The 16,075-nt window shown below is 68.4% G+C and carries 14 protein-coding genes and 1 pseudogene; 5 read left to right on the top strand and 10 right to left on the bottom strand.

The genetic code is table 11. The features are described 5' to 3' along the window. Positions 1 to 4: 4 nt before the first annotated feature. Positions 5 to 727 carry a hypothetical protein gene (locus RYH79_RS17100; RefSeq protein ID WP_370901583.1) on the bottom strand — a complete coding sequence of 241 codons (723 nt, stop codon included), beginning with the start codon at positions 725 to 727 and terminating at the stop codon, positions 5 to 7. Beyond that, the gene (locus RYH79_RS17095) at positions 720 to 1,667 is read right to left on the bottom strand and encodes a hypothetical protein (RefSeq protein WP_370901581.1); all 948 of its coding nucleotides are present in this window, start codon (positions 1,665 to 1,667) and stop codon (positions 720 to 722) included. Before RYH79_RS17095 ends, RYH79_RS17100 begins: the two co-directional genes overlap by 8 nt. 115 nt (positions 1,668 to 1,782) lie before the next feature. Between RYH79_RS17095 and RYH79_RS17090 the strand changes: the two genes are divergently transcribed. Further along, positions 1,783 to 3,696 carry a DEAD/DEAH box helicase gene (locus RYH79_RS17090; RefSeq protein ID WP_370901579.1) on the top strand — a complete coding sequence of 638 codons (1,914 nt, stop codon included), beginning with the start codon at positions 1,783 to 1,785 and terminating at the stop codon, positions 3,694 to 3,696. After that, on the top strand, positions 3,689 to 4,906 hold the full coding sequence (locus RYH79_RS17085; protein ID WP_370901577.1) for a hypothetical protein: 1,218 nt from the start codon (positions 3,689 to 3,691) through the stop codon (positions 4,904 to 4,906). The genes RYH79_RS17090 and RYH79_RS17085 overlap by 8 nt, the downstream gene beginning before the upstream one ends. A gap of 46 nt (positions 4,907 to 4,952) precedes the next feature. Here the strand turns inward: RYH79_RS17085 and RYH79_RS17080 are convergent, their stop codons facing one another. From RYH79_RS17080 to RYH79_RS17055, 6 genes are all read right to left on the bottom strand, one after another. Continuing rightward, on the bottom strand, positions 4,953 to 5,435 hold the full coding sequence (locus RYH79_RS17080; protein ID WP_370901575.1) for a toxin-antitoxin system TumE family protein: 483 nt from the start codon (positions 5,433 to 5,435) through the stop codon (positions 4,953 to 4,955). Between the two features lie 3 nt (positions 5,436 to 5,438). Further along, entirely contained in the window at positions 5,439 to 6,035 is a 597-nt protein-coding gene (locus RYH79_RS17075; RefSeq protein ID WP_370901573.1) for a DUF7342 family protein, read from the bottom strand. A gap of 126 nt (positions 6,036 to 6,161) precedes the next feature. Continuing rightward, on the bottom strand, positions 6,162 to 7,016 hold the full coding sequence (locus RYH79_RS17070) for a hypothetical protein (protein ID WP_370901571.1): 855 nt from the start codon (positions 7,014 to 7,016) through the stop codon (positions 6,162 to 6,164). Positions 7,017 to 7,071: 55 nt separating this feature from the next. Beyond that, on the bottom strand, positions 7,072 to 7,692 hold the full coding sequence (locus tag RYH79_RS17065; protein WP_370901569.1) for a TlpA family protein disulfide reductase: 621 nt from the start codon (positions 7,690 to 7,692) through the stop codon (positions 7,072 to 7,074). 120 nt (positions 7,693 to 7,812) lie between these two features. Further along, positions 7,813 to 9,252 carry an outer membrane protein assembly factor BamB family protein gene (locus RYH79_RS17060; RefSeq protein ID WP_370901567.1) on the bottom strand — a complete coding sequence of 480 codons (1,440 nt, stop codon included), beginning with the start codon at positions 9,250 to 9,252 and terminating at the stop codon, positions 7,813 to 7,815. A gap of 78 nt (positions 9,253 to 9,330) precedes the next feature. Beyond that, positions 9,331 to 10,536, bottom strand: coding sequence for an MFS transporter (locus tag RYH79_RS17055; RefSeq protein WP_370901565.1), 1,206 nt, complete (start codon positions 10,534 to 10,536; stop codon positions 9,331 to 9,333). Positions 10,537 to 10,841: 305 nt separating this feature from the next. Between RYH79_RS17055 and RYH79_RS17050 the strand changes: the two genes are divergently transcribed. Then, positions 10,842 to 11,921 carry a hypothetical protein gene (locus RYH79_RS17050; protein ID WP_370901563.1) on the top strand — a complete coding sequence of 360 codons (1,080 nt, stop codon included), beginning with the start codon at positions 10,842 to 10,844 and terminating at the stop codon, positions 11,919 to 11,921. Positions 11,922 to 12,098: 177 nt separating this feature from the next. Beyond that, on the top strand, positions 12,099 to 12,548 hold the full coding sequence (locus RYH79_RS17045) for a hypothetical protein (protein WP_370901561.1): 450 nt from the start codon (positions 12,099 to 12,101) through the stop codon (positions 12,546 to 12,548). Positions 12,549 to 12,881: 333 nt separating this feature from the next. On the opposite strand, the gene RYH79_RS17040 is transcribed toward RYH79_RS17045, so the two are convergent. Further along, the gene (locus tag RYH79_RS17040) at positions 12,882 to 13,547 is read right to left on the bottom strand and encodes a potassium channel family protein (RefSeq protein ID WP_370901559.1); all 666 of its coding nucleotides are present in this window, start codon (positions 13,545 to 13,547) and stop codon (positions 12,882 to 12,884) included. A 54-nt stretch (positions 13,548 to 13,601) separates the two neighbouring features. Next, complete coding sequence (locus RYH79_RS17035; protein ID WP_370901557.1) at positions 13,602 to 15,056, bottom strand: APC family permease; 1,455 nt, start codon at positions 15,054 to 15,056, stop codon at positions 13,602 to 13,604. A gap of 649 nt (positions 15,057 to 15,705) precedes the next feature. Between RYH79_RS17035 and RYH79_RS17030 the strand changes: the two are divergent. Beyond that, positions 15,706 to 16,062: pseudogene (locus tag RYH79_RS17030) on the top strand (zinc ribbon domain-containing protein); the annotation flags it as partial. Positions 16,063 to 16,075: the final 13 nt, after the last annotated feature.

The raw sequence follows: 16,075 nt of genomic DNA, 5'->3' as shown, positions 1-16,075 counted from the left end.
CCGGCTACGTGAACTGCCAGCCGTCGGCGACCGATACGCCACGGAGACACGCCTCGATGGTCTGTCGATTGTCGACGATATCGTTCTGATCGAACGTGACGAACGCGACTCGCTGTCTGGCTGTGACCACGACCGCGTGGTGTGTGTCGAGGAGGAGATCGCGGTCCATCTCGTCAAGTAGCCCGTCGAGCCTCTGGTGCTTTCGGCTGTACGTCGCTTCGTAGCTGTCGAGCACCTCGCCGAAGTGCCGGAGCGCCAAACTCCCGTTCTCTCGTTTCAGCCGCTGAACGGTCTTTAGTGGCCCGCCGAAGTCCTCGTCGATCTCTTCGAACGTCGACCGAAGCGCACGCTGTGCGTCTGTCTGCGCGAGCCCGACAAACGCGTCTCCGTGGTGGTCGATGTACTCCAGAACGGGGCCGACCTTCCCCCAGTCGTCCGCGAACTCCCCGTAGACGAACTGTTTCACGTCCGCGACCGTGTCGTGCCGCCCGCTGTCGAACTGTTCGAAGACACGGTCGGCCGCCTGACGCGCACGCCGTCGTTGTTTCTCGACGACGCTTTTCGCCTCCTCGAACGCTCGTGTGCTCGCGGCCATCTCGCGGTTCGAGCCACGCTCTTGGCGGCACGTGTCGACCGGCTGACCGAAGTCGTCCCAGTCGACCGTGTAGCCGAGTAACAGATTCGTGTCCCAGAAGTCGGTCGGGCTATCGGCCGTCGCGTCACTCATCTGACTCCCCCTCCAGCAGTGAGCGGTTCACTCGCCCCCACGCACTGTCCTCGGCGACTCGGATCGAGTTTTCGTTTGTCTCGTCGTCGGTGTCGTACGGGCCGAACTGTTCGTCCAGTGTCGCCTCGAACCGTTGGAGACTGTCGTCGACCGACTGTTGTGAGTTCTCGTACTCCAACTCCCACGCCGCTTCCTTGTCGGCGTACGCCTCGTCGTGTTCCTCGATCCGGAGCCGCTTGGCGAACAGCTCCCACACGTCGGTTGCCAATCGCCCGAAAGTCTCGCTCATCCGCTTTTCGGACTCGTCCACCGCCGCGAGGTACGTCTCGGCGAGCGTGACGAACCACGAGAACCGTTTCCGCCACTCGTCGAACGCGGCGTCCGTCGGCGTCTTCCCCTCCGCCCGGGCGAGACGGAACTGGATCTCCTCGGGTGGCTCTGCGAGATAGTACGGGTCCCTGGCGAACGCTTCGACTGCCGGGAGAACCTCGAATTTGTAGTACAGCTGGAAGTCGTACGGCGCGTCGACGTAGATGTCCTCTCGAAGCCGTTCGTCCAGATTTCCGAAGACATCGTACTGTTCGAGCACCTCCCGAATAGCCGCCTCGGCGGCGGCCAGATCTTCGTCCTCCGCGATCCCCGGCGGATCTTCGCCCCCCGGCGTGAACACCTGTCCGCCGGTCTCCGTCGTTCGGCCGTCGACGACCCCGCCGGCTTTCGCGGATTGAAGGGTGTGACTGACTGCCGTGCTCATTGGGCCGTGTTGGTACCAGTAGAACGGCAGCGACTCTGCGACTCGATTGTCCGGGTCGAGCCGTCTCTGCGTCAGATAGAAGATCTTCTGCGCGTCGATGTACTTCAGTTCGGCCCCCTCCGGAAGCTCCCGAAAGACACAGTCGATCAGGTACTCGAGCGGATCTGTGTCGAGGCCCGGCAACATGGTGACAGTACAGATCTACCGCCCAATCGGGTAATAAATCTTCGTCGTGTGAACTCGGCCGGCAGCGACGACGCGCACCCGAACCACTAACACCGACGCTGCACCCACTCGGACCGTGACGGATCAGGAGACGCTCGACGTGCCAGTCGAGATCAGCCACGAGCCGCCGGCGTTCGACCTCGACAGCGACCCCGACGGTCTCGACAGCCACCGCGCGAGCACGCTCGCCGCCCGGCTCCGGGCGGGCGAGCCGGACGACGAGCTTCGGTCGTTGGAGACGGTCGACGAGAGTCAGGTGAAGCTGTTGGAACACCAGGTCGACGCCGCCCACCGGGCGTTGTTCCAGATGGACGGCACGGCGTTGTTGGCCGACGAGGTGGGCCTCGGCAAGACGATCGAGGTGGGGATGATCCTCAAAGAGATGCACTACCGGGCGACGAGCGACAGTGTGCTCGTGCTCACCCCGGCGCAGTTGGCGCCACAGTGGCAGGGTGAACTCCGCGAGAAGTTCGGGCTGGAGTTCGTCTGCAACTACGACGACGAGTTCGAGGGGTTCGACGCCCACGACTACGTTCTCGCCAGCATCGACACCGCAAAGAGCGACCGCCACCGCGAAACCGTGCTCGCCCGCGACTGGGACGTACTCGTCGTCGACGAGGCGCACTATCTGAAAAACGAGACGACGGACCGCTACGACCTGGTCGATCGCCTCCAGTACGACTACGCCTTCTTTCTCACCGCGACGCCGATTCAGAACGACCCGACGGACCTGTACAACCTCGTCACCCTGCTCCGGCCGGGGTTGTTCGGGAGCCGGGAGTCGTTCGACCGGTACTTCCAGACGAGCGACGACGGTGACCAGACGACGCTCGTCGACCGCGAGGAACTCCACGACCGGCTCTCGGAGGTGATGATCCGGAACCGCCGCGCGGAGACGGGTGTAGACTTCACCGATCGAGTCGTCGAGACGCGGACGTTCGAGCCCACCGACGCCGAGCGCCGGTTGTACGAGGCGACCACCGACTACGTCCAGACCGCCTACGCCGAAGCAGAGGCCCAGAAGCTCGTTGCGATGCTCCTCCAGAAGGAAGTCGTCTCCAGCCCCGAGGCGCTGGCGGCGACGGTCCGGCGCAAGCTAGCCGGCGGCGACGACGAGACGGACGGCGCCGGCAGCGACAACGACACTGGCAGCGACGACTCCGACACCGCTGCTGACGACACGGAGAGTGTCGGCGTCGACGACGACTCCGACACGGGCGACACCTGGGCAGGAGCCGTCGACGGGGCGTCGGCGGACACAGCGCCGCGACACCCGGACCGACTCCGGTCGTTGTTGGAGACGGCCGAGTCCGTCGACCGCGTGACGAAACGCGAGCGACTGTTCGAGGTCGTCGACGAGGTCCGCGAACGGGTCTCCGGTGGGCACGTCGTCGTGTTCACCGCCTTCCGCGCGACACAGCGGGCACTCGTCGACGCGCTCACGACCCGGGGGTACGAGACACACACGTTCCACGGGGGACACGACAGCGCACAGAAGGAGGCCACCGTGGCGGCGTTCGAAGCCGACGGGGGCGTCCTCGTGTCGACGGACGCGATGAACGAGGGGCGGAACCTCCAGTTCTGTAACGTCCTCGTGAACTACGATCTTCCGTGGAACCCGATGCGAGTGGAACAACGGATCGGCCGCGTTCACCGGATCGGCCAGCGACGACAGGTGTACGTCTTCAACCTCGCGTTAGAAGACACCGTCGAGGAGTACGTGCTCGACAAGCTGTTCCACAAGATCGACCTGTTCCAACAGACAGTCGGCGAGACGAGCCAGATTCTGAGCGGGCTCGCTGCCGACGGCCGGAGCTTCGAGGACGCAGTGTTCGAGCGGTTGGTCGACGCCGACTCGGAGGTGGCGCTGGAGAACGACTTCGACGAGCTGGCCGTCGACCTCCAGGAACAGACCGCGCTCTCACAGAAGGTCGAACAGTTCAACGACGACGTGTTCGAGCGTTTCGATCTGGGGGTGGACGGTGACTGAGACGACGCTCACGCCGACGACAGAGCAGATTGGTGAACTCGCACGGCTGTACTTCGAGAATCTGGGCGCGACGGTTCGGCAACCGGGCGACGATTTCGTCGTCGAGTTCGACGGGGTCACGCCGCCGTCGTGGGCCGAGCCGCACGTCGACGGCGGGCGACTCGTCGCCGCGGCGACAGCCGAGCCGGCCGAGCGGGCGGGCGACGGCCCGAACGACGCGGGGGGCGCCACCGATACGGGTGAACGAGAGCGACCAGAGATCCGCCCGGAGACAGCGTTCGCGCGGCGACTGATCGACGCCGCCGCCGCCCGTTGTCCGGTCGGGACGGCGTCGGTGCCCGGCGTTCCCGGCGGCGTCGACTCGTTGGTCCCGGCGTGGCTGCAAGACTCGCCGGTCGACGTGGCGTCGGTCGCGTTCCACCCCTACTACGACAGCCAGGTGGCGTGTGTGTGGGTGCGTGTCGAGATCGAGACGCCGAGCCAGTACCAACGGGAGTCGCTCCACACGGTCGTCGTCGACCCCGAGACTGGCGCACGGGTGGACTGCGATCCGACGGCGTTGTTCGACGCCGCAGCCGCCTCGGAGTCGGGGGCCGACGACGTCACACCCGACCCGGAGAGCCTCCGGCGAGCGATAGACGAGGCCCGGGACCACGTTGTCGCCGAGGTCGACGACACGCTCGCCGATGTGGAGGCAGGGGCGGGTCGTGCTGCAACCGACGCCTTCGAGCAGTACGCGGCCCGCCAGCGCGACAGACTGTCGGAACTACGGGCGGAACGTGACCGTGTCGAGACGGAGTTGGCGTCGATCGGCGACCGACTCGGCGACGCGGCCGGCGACGACCGGGTCGAACTGCTGGAGCGACGGGAGCGGCTCACGGAGCGCCGAGCGGCGCTCGACAGCGACCTGTCGACGCTGCGAGCGGCCGAGTCGGACGGGTTCCCCGATCAACGGGCGCGACTCCGGCAGCGACACGCCGTCGAACTCCGGACGCGCCCGGTCGCCGTCACCGGCGTCTCCGTCGAACGCGGGGATCTGTCGGTCACGGTGCGGGCCGACGGCCGCCGAGAGACGTTGGATCTCTCCGTCGGTGCGGTGACCGGCCTCCGACGGACGGCGACGTGTCCCCGCTGTGAGCGAGCGTTCGGTCGAGCGAACGGACTCCGCGTGACCGACGACGGAATCGCGTGTGAGGACTGTGTCGAGTGACGCGGTTCGGGGTGGGTCTTCTCCCCCAGCCGAGGCGTTCGCTCACCTACGGCGGATTCTGTCCCGCGTTCAGCGCCGACAGCGATCCTCCGTGGTGGGCGACGCGCCAGAGCTTCAGGACGGCGCGGGTGACCAACACCTCGGGTGTCTTCGTGATACAGGATGCTTCGACCACGTTGGCGTCGGAACTCGCGTTCGGCGGCGGGTGATAGTGCTCGTCTCCCGCGGCCTGGACGTAGTCGCCGTCGTGTGGGTGGCTGCCCCAGCGGAGATTCACCCCTTCGGAGTCCGTGTAGTGGAATTTGTAGTCGTCCCGGGTCGTCCACTGAACGTCGATCCGGGCGGTGTCGGCGCCGGCCAGTCCGTCGTCGAGTTCGACTTCAAGCACGGTGGGGTCGAGGAAGTCGTCGAGCGCTGGCGTCGCCAACGGCTCCATCTTCTCGATCACGTCGCGGATCGTGAGCAGGGCCGGACGGTCGACCGCACCGCGAAGGGTGTGCGTCTCCGCCTGTGCCGGTGATCCCGACATCGGTCAGGCGAAGGTGTCGTCGCGTCGCGGCTCGCGGTCGCGGCGGTCGCCGTCGACGAACCGCTCGGCGTTACCGATGGAGAGCGCGGCGTTGGCGAACGCGAGGTTCCGACGGAGCCGCTTCCACTCGCGGATCGTCTCCCGGTCGGGCGCTGCCGGCGTCGACTCGGCCGCGAGCGACCGGTTCGTCCGGTCGACCGCCAACTCCTCTGGCGACTCGACGCCGAACTCCGCCTGATAGTCGGACAGCCGCTCGCGCATCTCCCGAACCCGCGCGGCCAGGTCCTCTGTCGAGACACCGTCGAGGATGTCCGCCGCCTGCTCGACCACCAACGACTCCGGTGAACGGCGGTAGACGGTGGCGCCGTGGTCGCCGGGCTCGGCCGTGACGAACCCCTCGCGGGCGAGCGCCTTCAGGTGTTTCCGAGCCGTCTTCGGCGACGTGTGCGCCGCCTCGGCGACGTCGCCGGCCGACACCGGGCTGTACGCACGGGCGACGACCCGACGGACACGTTCAGACGGCGTCGTCTCCGCCTCCCACTCCTCCTCGACTGCCTCGTTCACGTCCGTGAACGTCCCCGGCGGGTCCCGGTGGTTCATGCACATACTGCACAACTGGGGGAATATAGTCCTTTGTCTCGAAGGCATTCTACGCCAGACGGACGCCACCTCGGCAGTGGGGTCGTCGACGGGGAGAGGTGACCCCGGACTCGACTCGGGACCCGACTACGCCGTCTCGCCGCTCGTCGCGTTCTGTGCCGTCTCGTACCACGCCGGACGCTCGACGCGGGTCTCGCCGACGGCACGGAACCGGATCGTCCGGGTGACGACGCTGCCGGTCGCGTCTCTGACGAATCGGTGGCGGATATCCGTCACGCGCCCCTCGGGGGTGACGAGCAGCTCGACCGTCCGGTTGCTCCGGATTCGGTTCTCCGGGAGTCGCGCCGCGATTCGGTACCGCTGTGTGCCGTCGCGGGTCACCGACTGGACACTGACCTCCTCGGCGTCCCCGAGAGCGGCGACCGGAGCACGGTGGAGCGCGGGCGTGAGCCGGAGCACGGTGTCGGTGAGGGGTGGGCGGTCGAAGGTGACGTTCTCGTCGCCCGCGTCGCCCGCGTCGGTGACGATCCGACGGGACACCGTCTCGTCGGCGCGGTAGGTGCTCACGGCCTCCGGGGGCCGACGGTCGCCGACGAGCGACTGCGGCACCGTCACCCACCGGGATTCGTACGTCCCGCGGAACCCGTCTCGGGCGTCGATCCGCCAGGTCGCCGTCAGTTCGCGGGTGGTCTCGTTCGTCGCGGTGTCGACGCCACGCACCCGCCGGGTGACGGTGAACGACCGCTCGGTGAGCGCTCGGACGTGTGCCTGCACCAACGCCGTCGCGTCGACGACGCCGTCGGCCGTCACCCCCGGCACGACCCGTTCTGCGGTCTGTGCCCCTGTCGGCGAGGCCGCCGCCGACGCGGTCGTCGCGTTCGCGGGCTCCGACATCGGCGTCGGTACCGCCCCACAGCCGGCGACGGTCACGGTCGCGGCGACGACGAAGAACGCGACCGCGAGCGACCGCGTCGCGGTCACGCCGACACCTCCGGCGGGCTCGACCACTCCAACCGAACGACAAGCCGTCTCACGGTCACGCCTCCTCGATCAGCGGCGCGACGGCGCTCTCGAACCCCCCGAACGTCCGAGCGTCGACATCACCCGCGGGAGCGCCGTCGCGGTCGAACAGGAGGTTCGTCGGGTACGAAGTCGCGTCCCAGCGCTGTGAGGCCCGCAGCGACGAGTCCGTCACCGCCGGCCACGTCGCGTCGTGTTTCGCCCAGAACGACGCGACCACCTCCGTCTCGACCTGTGGCGTGACCGACACCATGTGGAGCTCCGACTCGTCGTACGCCTCCCGGAGCTTCCGGAGCGCCGGCATCTCCTTCTTGCAGGGGGCACACCACGTTGCGAAGAAGTTGAGCAGCGTCACGCTCCCCGTCGGCCGGAGCGTCACGTCCCCGTCCGGGAGGCCCCCGGTCGTGACGGCCGACGGGAGCGCGAGCGACGACTGTGCCGCGGTGGCGGCCGTCGGCGACCCGTCGGTGTCGTCCACCGCGCGGTCCGTCGCCGCCGCCTCGCCGCCCGTCGACACACCGGAACATCCCGCGACGGCGGTCGTCACACCCGCGCCGACCGTCGCCAACAGTCGGCGACGGTCGGTCACGACCGTGTCCGTCACCGTCTCCGGCCGCTCCGAGCCTGGTCGTGTCATGTATTCGAGCCTCAGCTCGTGTCACAAAGTCTCTTCGGACGGTCTCACGAACTGCGTGTCTCCGGTTCGGGAGTGGTCGTCGTGTGGGCACGGCGGTCGGAGACACCGTCACGCCGCCGGTCACCCGCTCAGCGCCGTCACGCCGCCGCGGAAGTCGACGACGAACACCCGGTCGTCGACGACGGCGACGCGCTGTGGTCCGGCAGGGAGTGACTGTCGCCACTGCACGGTCCCGTCGGCGGCGTCGAGCCCCAAGAGGACCCCTTCGCCGACGCTGCGCTCTGAGCTGCTCTCGTAGCCGGGGCCACGCTCTGGGTCGCTCCCGTAGCCGACGAGGAGGGTATCGCCGGCGACGACTGGGGGTGCGAGCCGGAACATCGGACGGCCACCCAGCGACGGGATGCGGTCGTCCGGCGTGTAGCTCCGCTGCCAGTCCAGCCCGCCCGTGTCGGCACGGAGCGCCGTGACGGCGACCCGCCCGGGGGTCTCGTGCGCCTCACAGACGTACACCCGGTCACCGTCGGTCGCGGGACTGGCGTGGGCGCTGGCGCCGTCGCCGGCGACGCCCGCGAACTGCCAGGGGTGGCGACTCCCGAACCCACCGACCACGGTCGGACGGACGGAGCCCGTCGACCAGGCTGCCGCCGGCCCGACCACGGTCTGCCCGTCGTCGTCGACGACGGGGGAGCCCGGAAGCCGCAGCGGCAGTTCCGTCCGCGACGTGTGTGTCTCGAACCGGCCGTCGGTCGTCTCGTACCCGTCGACCTCGACGAGCCCCCGCCAGCGGTCCGTCACCCGCGCCCCCGTCGGTGTCGGCGCGACGCCTGTCGGCCGTCCCAGCGTCGGGTACGAGTCGTCTCGCTCGGGTGGCTGTCCCAGGAACACACGCCACGTCTCGGTGCCGTCGTCGAGCGCGACGCCGTGGAGCCCGTAGGCGCTGGCGACGTACAGTCCGTCGGGCGTCGCGGCCGCGACCGCTTCGAACCGATTGGTCTCCCCACTCTGGGGGAGAAACGCACTCGGCACCGCGTCGGCGACCTGGTCGGAGAGGCTGCGACGCCAGACGACCGTGCCGTCGGCGACGGAGACGGCCGACAGCTCTCCGTGGTAGTCCGTCGTGAACACGGTTCCGTCGACGACACCCGCGATCTGCCGGGCGTGGCTCTCGTCGGCCCGCGGGAGTCGGCGCTGCCAGAGGCGGTCGCCGCCGTCCGTCCCGAACGCCCGGAACCGACTGGCTCGGTCGCCGTCGGTGACGGTGACGATCCGGTCGTCCACGACGGCGACGAGGTCGCCACGGAGTCGGTCGCCGTCGGCCGTCGCCGTCCGGCGCCAGTCGATCTCCGGCGACGACGGCGGCGAGGCGGCGACGTGTGCGGTGTGGCCGGCGTCGCCCGCGGGAGACGGCCACTCGTCGGTCGACTGCCGTGGCGTGGCACCGAGCGACGACGGCGGTCGTTCGTTCGGATCCGGCGGCGTGTCGATCGCGCCACAGCCGGCCAGGCCGGCGACGGCGGCCGTTCCGAGGAGGCGGAGCGCACGGCGGCGTGTGGAGGGCATCGACGGCTACTCTCGGGGGCGCGGGGAAAGTAGCTGACGGAGACGCACCGCTCGAGGCCGAGACGTCGAGCGCTGCCGTCACACTCCCTCGTCTGCGCCCGCTCGCTCGGCTGCCGGCGCCTCGACCACGAAGACGGCGACGGCCACGACGAGGAACAGCCCGCCGAGCGCAGCGAAACCCCACAGCGGGGAGCGTCGGTCGGCGACCACGCCGCCGACGGGCTGGAGGACGATCCGGACGAGCGCGTACACGAGCGACGCGGCAGACAGGAGCGACGCTCGGCCGACCGACTCCGCGTGGTCGTTGAGGTACCCGGAGACGATCGGCCGGACGAGGGTGTTGGCCGACTTCATCGCGAAGAACGCCGGGAGTGCGACGACCGGGAGGAACGCGGGGACCACCAGGAGCGCAGCCGTGATCCCCGTGATCCCGACCACTGCCCACCGTGTCGTCAGCGCGTCCTCGACGTCGCCCGCGAAGTAGCTGGCGACCGCCGAGACGGCCGTGAACCCGGCGTACAGCGTCCCGATCGCCGAGACGGGGACACCGGCGTCGACCGCGACGGGCTGGACGAACTCGTCTGCCGCGCGGACGACGCCGAAGAACACCGCCGCGTACACCAGAACCGAGCGCAACGGCGGCCGGGAGAGCTGTTCGCGGAAGAGTGGGACGGCGTCGACGAGCGAGAACGTCTCCTCGCTGGGTCGGTCCCCGTCGAACACGCTCGTCTTCGGCATCGTCAGGAGGACGGCCACGCCGCCGGCGTTGAGCAGGCCCGCCGCGAGAAACGGGAGTCGGTGGTCGACCCCGTACAGCGGCCCGGCGGCGAGCATCGTCCCGGCGCCGACCCACCGGTTCACCGACCCGCCGCGGCCCCGGACGTGCGTGTACGCCGACTCGTCGAGTCGGTCTTCCAACGTCTCGTACAGCCACGCCGCGCCGGCTCCCGACCGGAACGTCTGGGCGAACGCCCAGACCGTCCACAACACGACGAACTCCGGGAAGCTCTCTGCGACTGCGAACCCCAGGATCGAGGCCGCGTACAACACGGAGCTGACGACCATACTGTTTCGCCGACCGATCCGGTCGGCGACGTACCCCGTCGGGAGCTCGCCGACGACCACGACCCCCGCAGAGAGGCTGTTCAGCAACGCGATCTGTGTGTACGAGAGATCACGCGCCAACAGGAACAGGGTGAACACCGGCCAGAAGAACCCGAACGTCCGCGTCGCTTGGTAGAGGTAGTACTTCGACACGACCGACGGAGGACGTTCGACTCCCATCCGACACACTCCTGGCTGTCGTTCACCCTAATGAAACTGGGGACAGCGAACGGGTCGGGCCGCTCACTCCGACCGCAGGCACTCCCGTGTGGTAGCGGTGAACGCACGCAGTCCGGCGACACGGGCGTGTGCTGTCGGCTCGGTGCCGACGGCCGCAGAGACGCACGCCGGTAGTCCAGCCGCCTCGGGCCACCTCGTGCCCGAGGTACCCCACGGGAGCGGCTACTGTGGCGACGACGACCGGTCTGTCGTGATTCGTCTCCGGTGGGCGTTGGTTTCTTGTCCCGGCCCCCCGAGAAGTGGTCGTGAGACGACGGAGACTCCTCGCGGGCGCCGGCGTGGGGCTCGCAGCGACGCTCGCCGGGTGTGGATCGCTGTCGGGTGTCGGTGGTCGCGGCGCCCGCGGGGGGTCGCTCCCGCCGTACGCTCGGTCCCTCCCGGCCGACGGAACCACCGGACTGTTGTACCTCGACGTGGGCAAACTGGTCGACCGGGGCGTCTTCGACGGCTCCGACACGGAGACGGCGACACCGGCACAGACACCGACGCCGGACGAGGCGTCGTCGGATCCGGCGAGTGCGCTCGTCGCGGCGCCGGTGTCTGCCGGGCTGCTCGCGGCGTTGCTCGGGCTCGGCTTCGGACTGCAGGGGTACGGCGACGCCGGGAGTCGACTCGTCGCGCCACTGTACCCGGACCGGACGGACGTCGAAGACGAGGTGGGGCTGCGGGGGCTGACGTTCGTGGCCGGAGTCGTCGTCGCGACGGGGGCGTTCGACACGGCGGCGTTCGACGACGCGCTCCCGGACGGGTTCGAGACTGCGGCCGAACGGGAGGCGTACACCGTCTCGACGGACGGCGACGAGGCGGCAATCGCCGTCTCCGAGGAGGCGATCGTCGTCGCGACGGGCACGTTCGACGACACCGACGGTCCGGCGACGGCCAGAGAGGCGGTGACGCGCGTCCTCGACGCCCGTCTCGGCACGGCCGACCGGCTCGCGGACCGGAGCCCGGACGCCGAGTGGGTGCTCCGGCAGGCCGGGACACACGACTTCGTCGGCGGCGGCGAGAACACGAGCGTCGACGGGGCAGACGACGGTGACCGGACGTACGACCCGTTGGCCGGGACGCCGTTGGCGGGCGCCCAGACCTCGCTGATCGTCTCCGGCGCCAGTGTCGAACTCACCGGCGGCGAGGCGACGAACGCGAGGGCCGACACCGCGCTCGTCAACACCGGGGACGCCGTCTCACAGTCGGCTCTGGAGTCGGTGTACGCCGACAGCGACGCCACCGTGTCCGTGACCGTGAGCGAGGCCGCCGACGGCGACGACCCCGGGCAACGGGTCCACGTCACCGGGGAGTTCGGATCTGCCCCCTCGCGGCTGTGAGCGACTGTCGGCACGACCCGTCGCGGATCTCCGCGCCGTCCTGTACGGCTCGGCCGTCGGTCCGGCCGTCGACCTGCTCGTCGGGGTCTCACCGGGAGTGACGGACCCCCCGATCCAGACGGTCGACCCTCGCCGACGACCCGGAGCGTTCACTTCGCTGGCGCCCCTGGAACGGGTGTGAGTCTCCCGCCGTCCGTGTTCGTCGCGTTCGACGCGAGCGTGTTGTACGCCGACGACAACGCGACGCCGGTGTCGGGTGCGATCGGGTTCGTGATTCGGGAGGGTCACGACCCGACGGTGGAGTGTTCCCGACCGGTCGATCAGTTCGTCTCCAACGTGGCCTTGGAGTACCGTGCGCTGGCCGAGGCGGCGGCGGCCGTCGACGCCGCCTACGACCGTGTCGGGTCGGTCCACGTCCGAGGGGACGCGGACGTGGTCGTCCGGACGGTCGACCCGGGGCGGCCGGCGGAGCCGTCGAACCCGGTGGTCGGCCGGCGGGTGGCGGCGACGCGGGCCAGCCTCGCGGACGCCGCCCGTGTCGACTACCGCGCCGTCGACGGCGACCGCAACCGTCGGGCGCACACCCTGGCCCGGCGGGGACACCGGCGGTGGGGGCGAGGAGAGTGAGAGACGCGTCCCCGACCGGGACGAGTCCCAGGGAGGCCCGGTGGCTGCCCACAGTGCGGCGAGGTGAGACGTCCGAAACCGTTCTCTCCGCGTACCGAATCGCTCCGCCGGGGCTGCACGGTCCACCTCGGGAGTGAACCGACGGTACGGCCGGAGCCTCTCGTCGACGGCGGCCGCGGGCTGGATACTCACTTCGACGGCCGACAGTCGACGTGCGAAGCGGTCGACGCCCGTCGTGTCCGCGCCGACGGCGCCGGACCGTCCCCGACTGGTACACCGGACGGCAGTCCAACGCGCTCGGTCGGGCCGACGAGCCGGTAACGCCTCGCCAGGCTACCCTCGGAGGAGTCGGACGACTTCGTCTGTCACGTCCGTCTGGACCGCCAGAATGTACTGGACGCCCGGCTCGAGCACCGTGTCCGACCCCGGGAACGCGCCCGTGTCTTGTTCGGCTACCACGGCCGCTCCCCGGGGGAACGAGACGGCTTCGAGTGACTTGCCGGCGGCTGGTGCCCGCTCGGCGACTTCGATCTCGACGAGTTCCAACCGGTCGGTGACCTCTTCGATCGTCCGGACCCCACCGCCGCCGACGTCGATGATGTCGTTGGCGGCCGCGTTGGCGGCCAACTCCTCGGGGTACACGACGGCGTCGACGACCTCCTCGAACTCCTCGTGTTCGCCGTGGTCGATTCGAGCGACAGTGTCGATGTTCGGGGCGATTCGCTGGGCGGTCATGCAGATCCCGACGTTCGTCATCGCACCGTAACTGGTGAGCCCTGCGATGATGTCGCTCCGTTCCAGTTGTGCCTGCCGGAGGACGCTCGGGCGTCCGCCGTCCCCGTGGATCACGGAGGCGACGTACTGGTCGCTGAGGAACTGGACCCGGTCACTGTCCTTCTCGATGATGACGATGTCGTGACCACGGTTGTCCAGTCGCTGTGCCGTGTGGTACCCGACGCGGCCGCCGCCGACGACGATGATTCGGAGGTCTCTGCTCATGAGTGGGTCTGGGGTCCGTGCATTGCCGTTGTGCGTATCTCTACTATTGTTACTTCAGTCTTCTTCCACTGGCTCGGTTACGCTCGGCTCTTCGGCGGGTTCGGTGTCCGATTCGGCCGGCTGTCTGCTCGACAGGAACGCCCGTACTTGCTGGCGATTGAGTCCGGCGTAGACGACGCCACCGAACAACAGCCACCCGACCGCGACAGCCCACGTCAGCGGCGAGATGAACGCGGCGAGCAGCAGGTTGAGCACGCAGCCGAGCACCGGCGGGAGAGGGTACAACGGGATCTCGAACGGCCGGTTGAGGTTCGGCTGATCCCGTCGGAGCTTGATCACCGCGAGGTTCACGACGACGAACCCGAGCAGCGAGAATAGACTCGCGAGGTTGCCGACGAGACTGATCGGGGCGACGACCGTCGCCACGAGCATGATCGCCGCACTCGCCATCAGGGCCGTGTACGGGGTCCCGTACTTGTGGTGGATGTTACCGAGCTGCTCGGGCAACTGGCCCTCTCGTCCCATCGCGTACGCCACACGGCTGGAGCCGATCACGACGGCGTTGAGCGCGCTGATCGTCGAGAAGACGGCGCCGAACGCGATGAGGGCCGCACCGATCGAGGCCCCGAACAACCCGATGTCGGGCATGAAGCTGATCGCCGCCTCGACGACGGCCTTCTCGCCGGCTGCGCCGAGCCGTGGCGCGCCCAGAGTCCCGAGCGCGACACCGACGACCAGCAGGTAGATCAGCACCGTCACACCGAGACTGATGAAGATGGCCCGGGGAATGTTCTTCCGAGGGTTCTCGACCTCTTCGGTGACCGTCGCGATGAGGTCGTACCCTTGGAAGGCGATGAAGGTGAGTCCCATCGCCGGAAGCACCTCTACCGCCCCGTTGGCGAAGAAATCAGAGACGGCCGGGGTGGTGCTCGGGTCGACACCGAAGAACGTCGCGGACGACACGGCACTGATCCCGAAGAGGATGAACACGCCGAGAATCAGGATCTTCACGAGCGTCACGACCGTCTCCGCGCCGCCGCTGGCCTCCGTCGAGAGGGCGTTCAGCGCGACGAACGAGACGACCGCGAGCAACGCGTAGCCGACGTGCCAGATCGGCCCCGCCGGGAGTCCTCCCCAGTAGAGGTGCACGAACTCGACGAAGTTCGAGGAGAACCCGAGTGCGTACAGTGCGCCGGCGGCCGTGTACGTGAACCACCGCGTCCAGCCCATCACGAACGCGACCGGCGCGGAGAACGTCTCGCGGATGTACGCGTACCCGCCCCCGTTCTTCGGAATCGCGCTCGCCAGTTCGGCGTAGGACAACGCGGTGAAGGTGGTGACACCGCCGTTCAGCGCGAACACGAGGAGTGCGGCCGGACCCGCGATGTCGGCGGCGAGCCCGGTCAAGACGAAGATCCCCGCGCCGATCATCGCGCCGATACCGACCATCGTCGCGTCCAGCAGCCCCAGGCTCGCAGCCGGTGACCGATTGCCCTGCTCCGCTCCCATTACGGACACCACAGCCGAGACGTGCTGGTGTGGATACTACTCGCGGTGTCCCCGTCCACCCGAAGGAGAGAGTCACCGGAGTCGGGGGAGACGGACGTGACGGTCTCGGTCCGAGTCATGGCTGACTGGGACTCCGGACCGTGGAGGTCGGGTCTTCCGTGTCGAGAGTGACGCGAGTCGAACCGGTCTCGGAGAGCCGGTCGAGCTTCGAGGGGTCCGTCTCGCCAGACACGAGGGAGTCTCTCTCCTCGTGGTCGAGGACACACTGTCGAACGTCACCGTTCGACGATACTCGTCGATCGATCCGACGCGACTCGACTTCTGTCGTACTACCGTGGATAACCGATGAGCAAGGCCTCAGAAATAAAAATGCTGGGTGTACCGGTGCCGCCGGTAGTTTTCGAACCTTACTGCTGTTTGCGCTCTGGAGAGTAGTTTAGAGACACATCGTCGGCGGACGGTCGTATTGGGTTTCGATAGTACGCTCGGGTACTACCGATCCGACGACTGTCGAGGCTCTGTCGACGCGACTGGCGGAGTGCCGTGAAACTGCACACCGTCGACTTTCGACCGTACTTCGGATTTCGGACGGTCGTCGAGAACCACACACGGGCTGGGCTGGAGTCGGGCGACGATCTCGGCACAGGAGGAGTACGGCGTGAGGGTCGTACAGGTTGACCCTCGGAACACGTCCGAGCGGTGTTCGACGTGTGGATTCACCCACAGCGACGGTCGGTCTGGTGGAGCGTTCTGTTGTCAGAAGTGCGGGTACGAGGACCACGCCGACTACAACGCTTCCAAGGACGTCGGTTCGCAGTATCTCCGTCGCAGGCAAAATGAAGGCGACGGAGGCGCACCCGTGGATGTGGGGTCGAATCGCGGGACACCGAACGCGAACGGCGAACGTTCGCCTACCGTTGTCGACGGTTACAACGGGAGTCCACGCGAAAGCCTCGGGGCTCGACCCCGAGACAATTTACACGTACTGCCACGGGGAAACCAGTGAACTACTGTGAGCA

It is taken from the genome of Halobaculum sp. MBLA0143 (genome assembly GCF_041361465.1).
GTDB lineage: Archaea > Halobacteriota > Halobacteria > Halobacteriales > Haloferacaceae > JAHENP01.
This window is presented reverse-complemented; position numbering and strand designations above follow the sequence as displayed.

What these genes read in the sequence shown, in the direction of transcription:
- RYH79_RS17080 (WP_370901575.1), bottom strand. Translation starts at nt 5,435, where the DNA reads ATGTCGGGATCACCGGCACAGGCGGAGACGCACACCCTTCGCGGTGCG.
- RYH79_RS17100 (WP_370901583.1), bottom strand. Translation starts at nt 727, where the DNA reads ATGAGTGACGCGACGGCCGATAGCCCGACCGACTTCTGGGACACGAAT.
- RYH79_RS17060 (WP_370901567.1), bottom strand. Translation starts at nt 9,252, where the DNA reads ATGCCCTCCACACGCCGCCGTGCGCTCCGCCTCCTCGGAACGGCCGCC.
- RYH79_RS17055 (WP_370901565.1), bottom strand. Translation starts at nt 10,536, where the DNA reads ATGGGAGTCGAACGTCCTCCGTCGGTCGTGTCGAAGTACTACCTCTAC.
- RYH79_RS17065 (WP_370901569.1), bottom strand. Translation starts at nt 7,692, where the DNA reads ATGACACGACCAGGCTCGGAGCGGCCGGAGACGGTGACGGACACGGTC.
- RYH79_RS17095 (WP_370901581.1), bottom strand. Translation starts at nt 1,667, where the DNA reads ATGTTGCCGGGCCTCGACACAGATCCGCTCGAGTACCTGATCGACTGT.
- RYH79_RS17075 (WP_370901573.1), bottom strand. Translation starts at nt 6,035, where the DNA reads ATGAACCACCGGGACCCGCCGGGGACGTTCACGGACGTGAACGAGGCA.
- RYH79_RS17040 (WP_370901559.1), bottom strand. Translation starts at nt 13,547, where the DNA reads ATGAGCAGAGACCTCCGAATCATCGTCGTCGGCGGCGGCCGCGTCGGG.
- RYH79_RS17035 (WP_370901557.1), bottom strand. Translation starts at nt 15,056, where the DNA reads ATGGGAGCGGAGCAGGGCAATCGGTCACCGGCTGCGAGCCTGGGGCTG.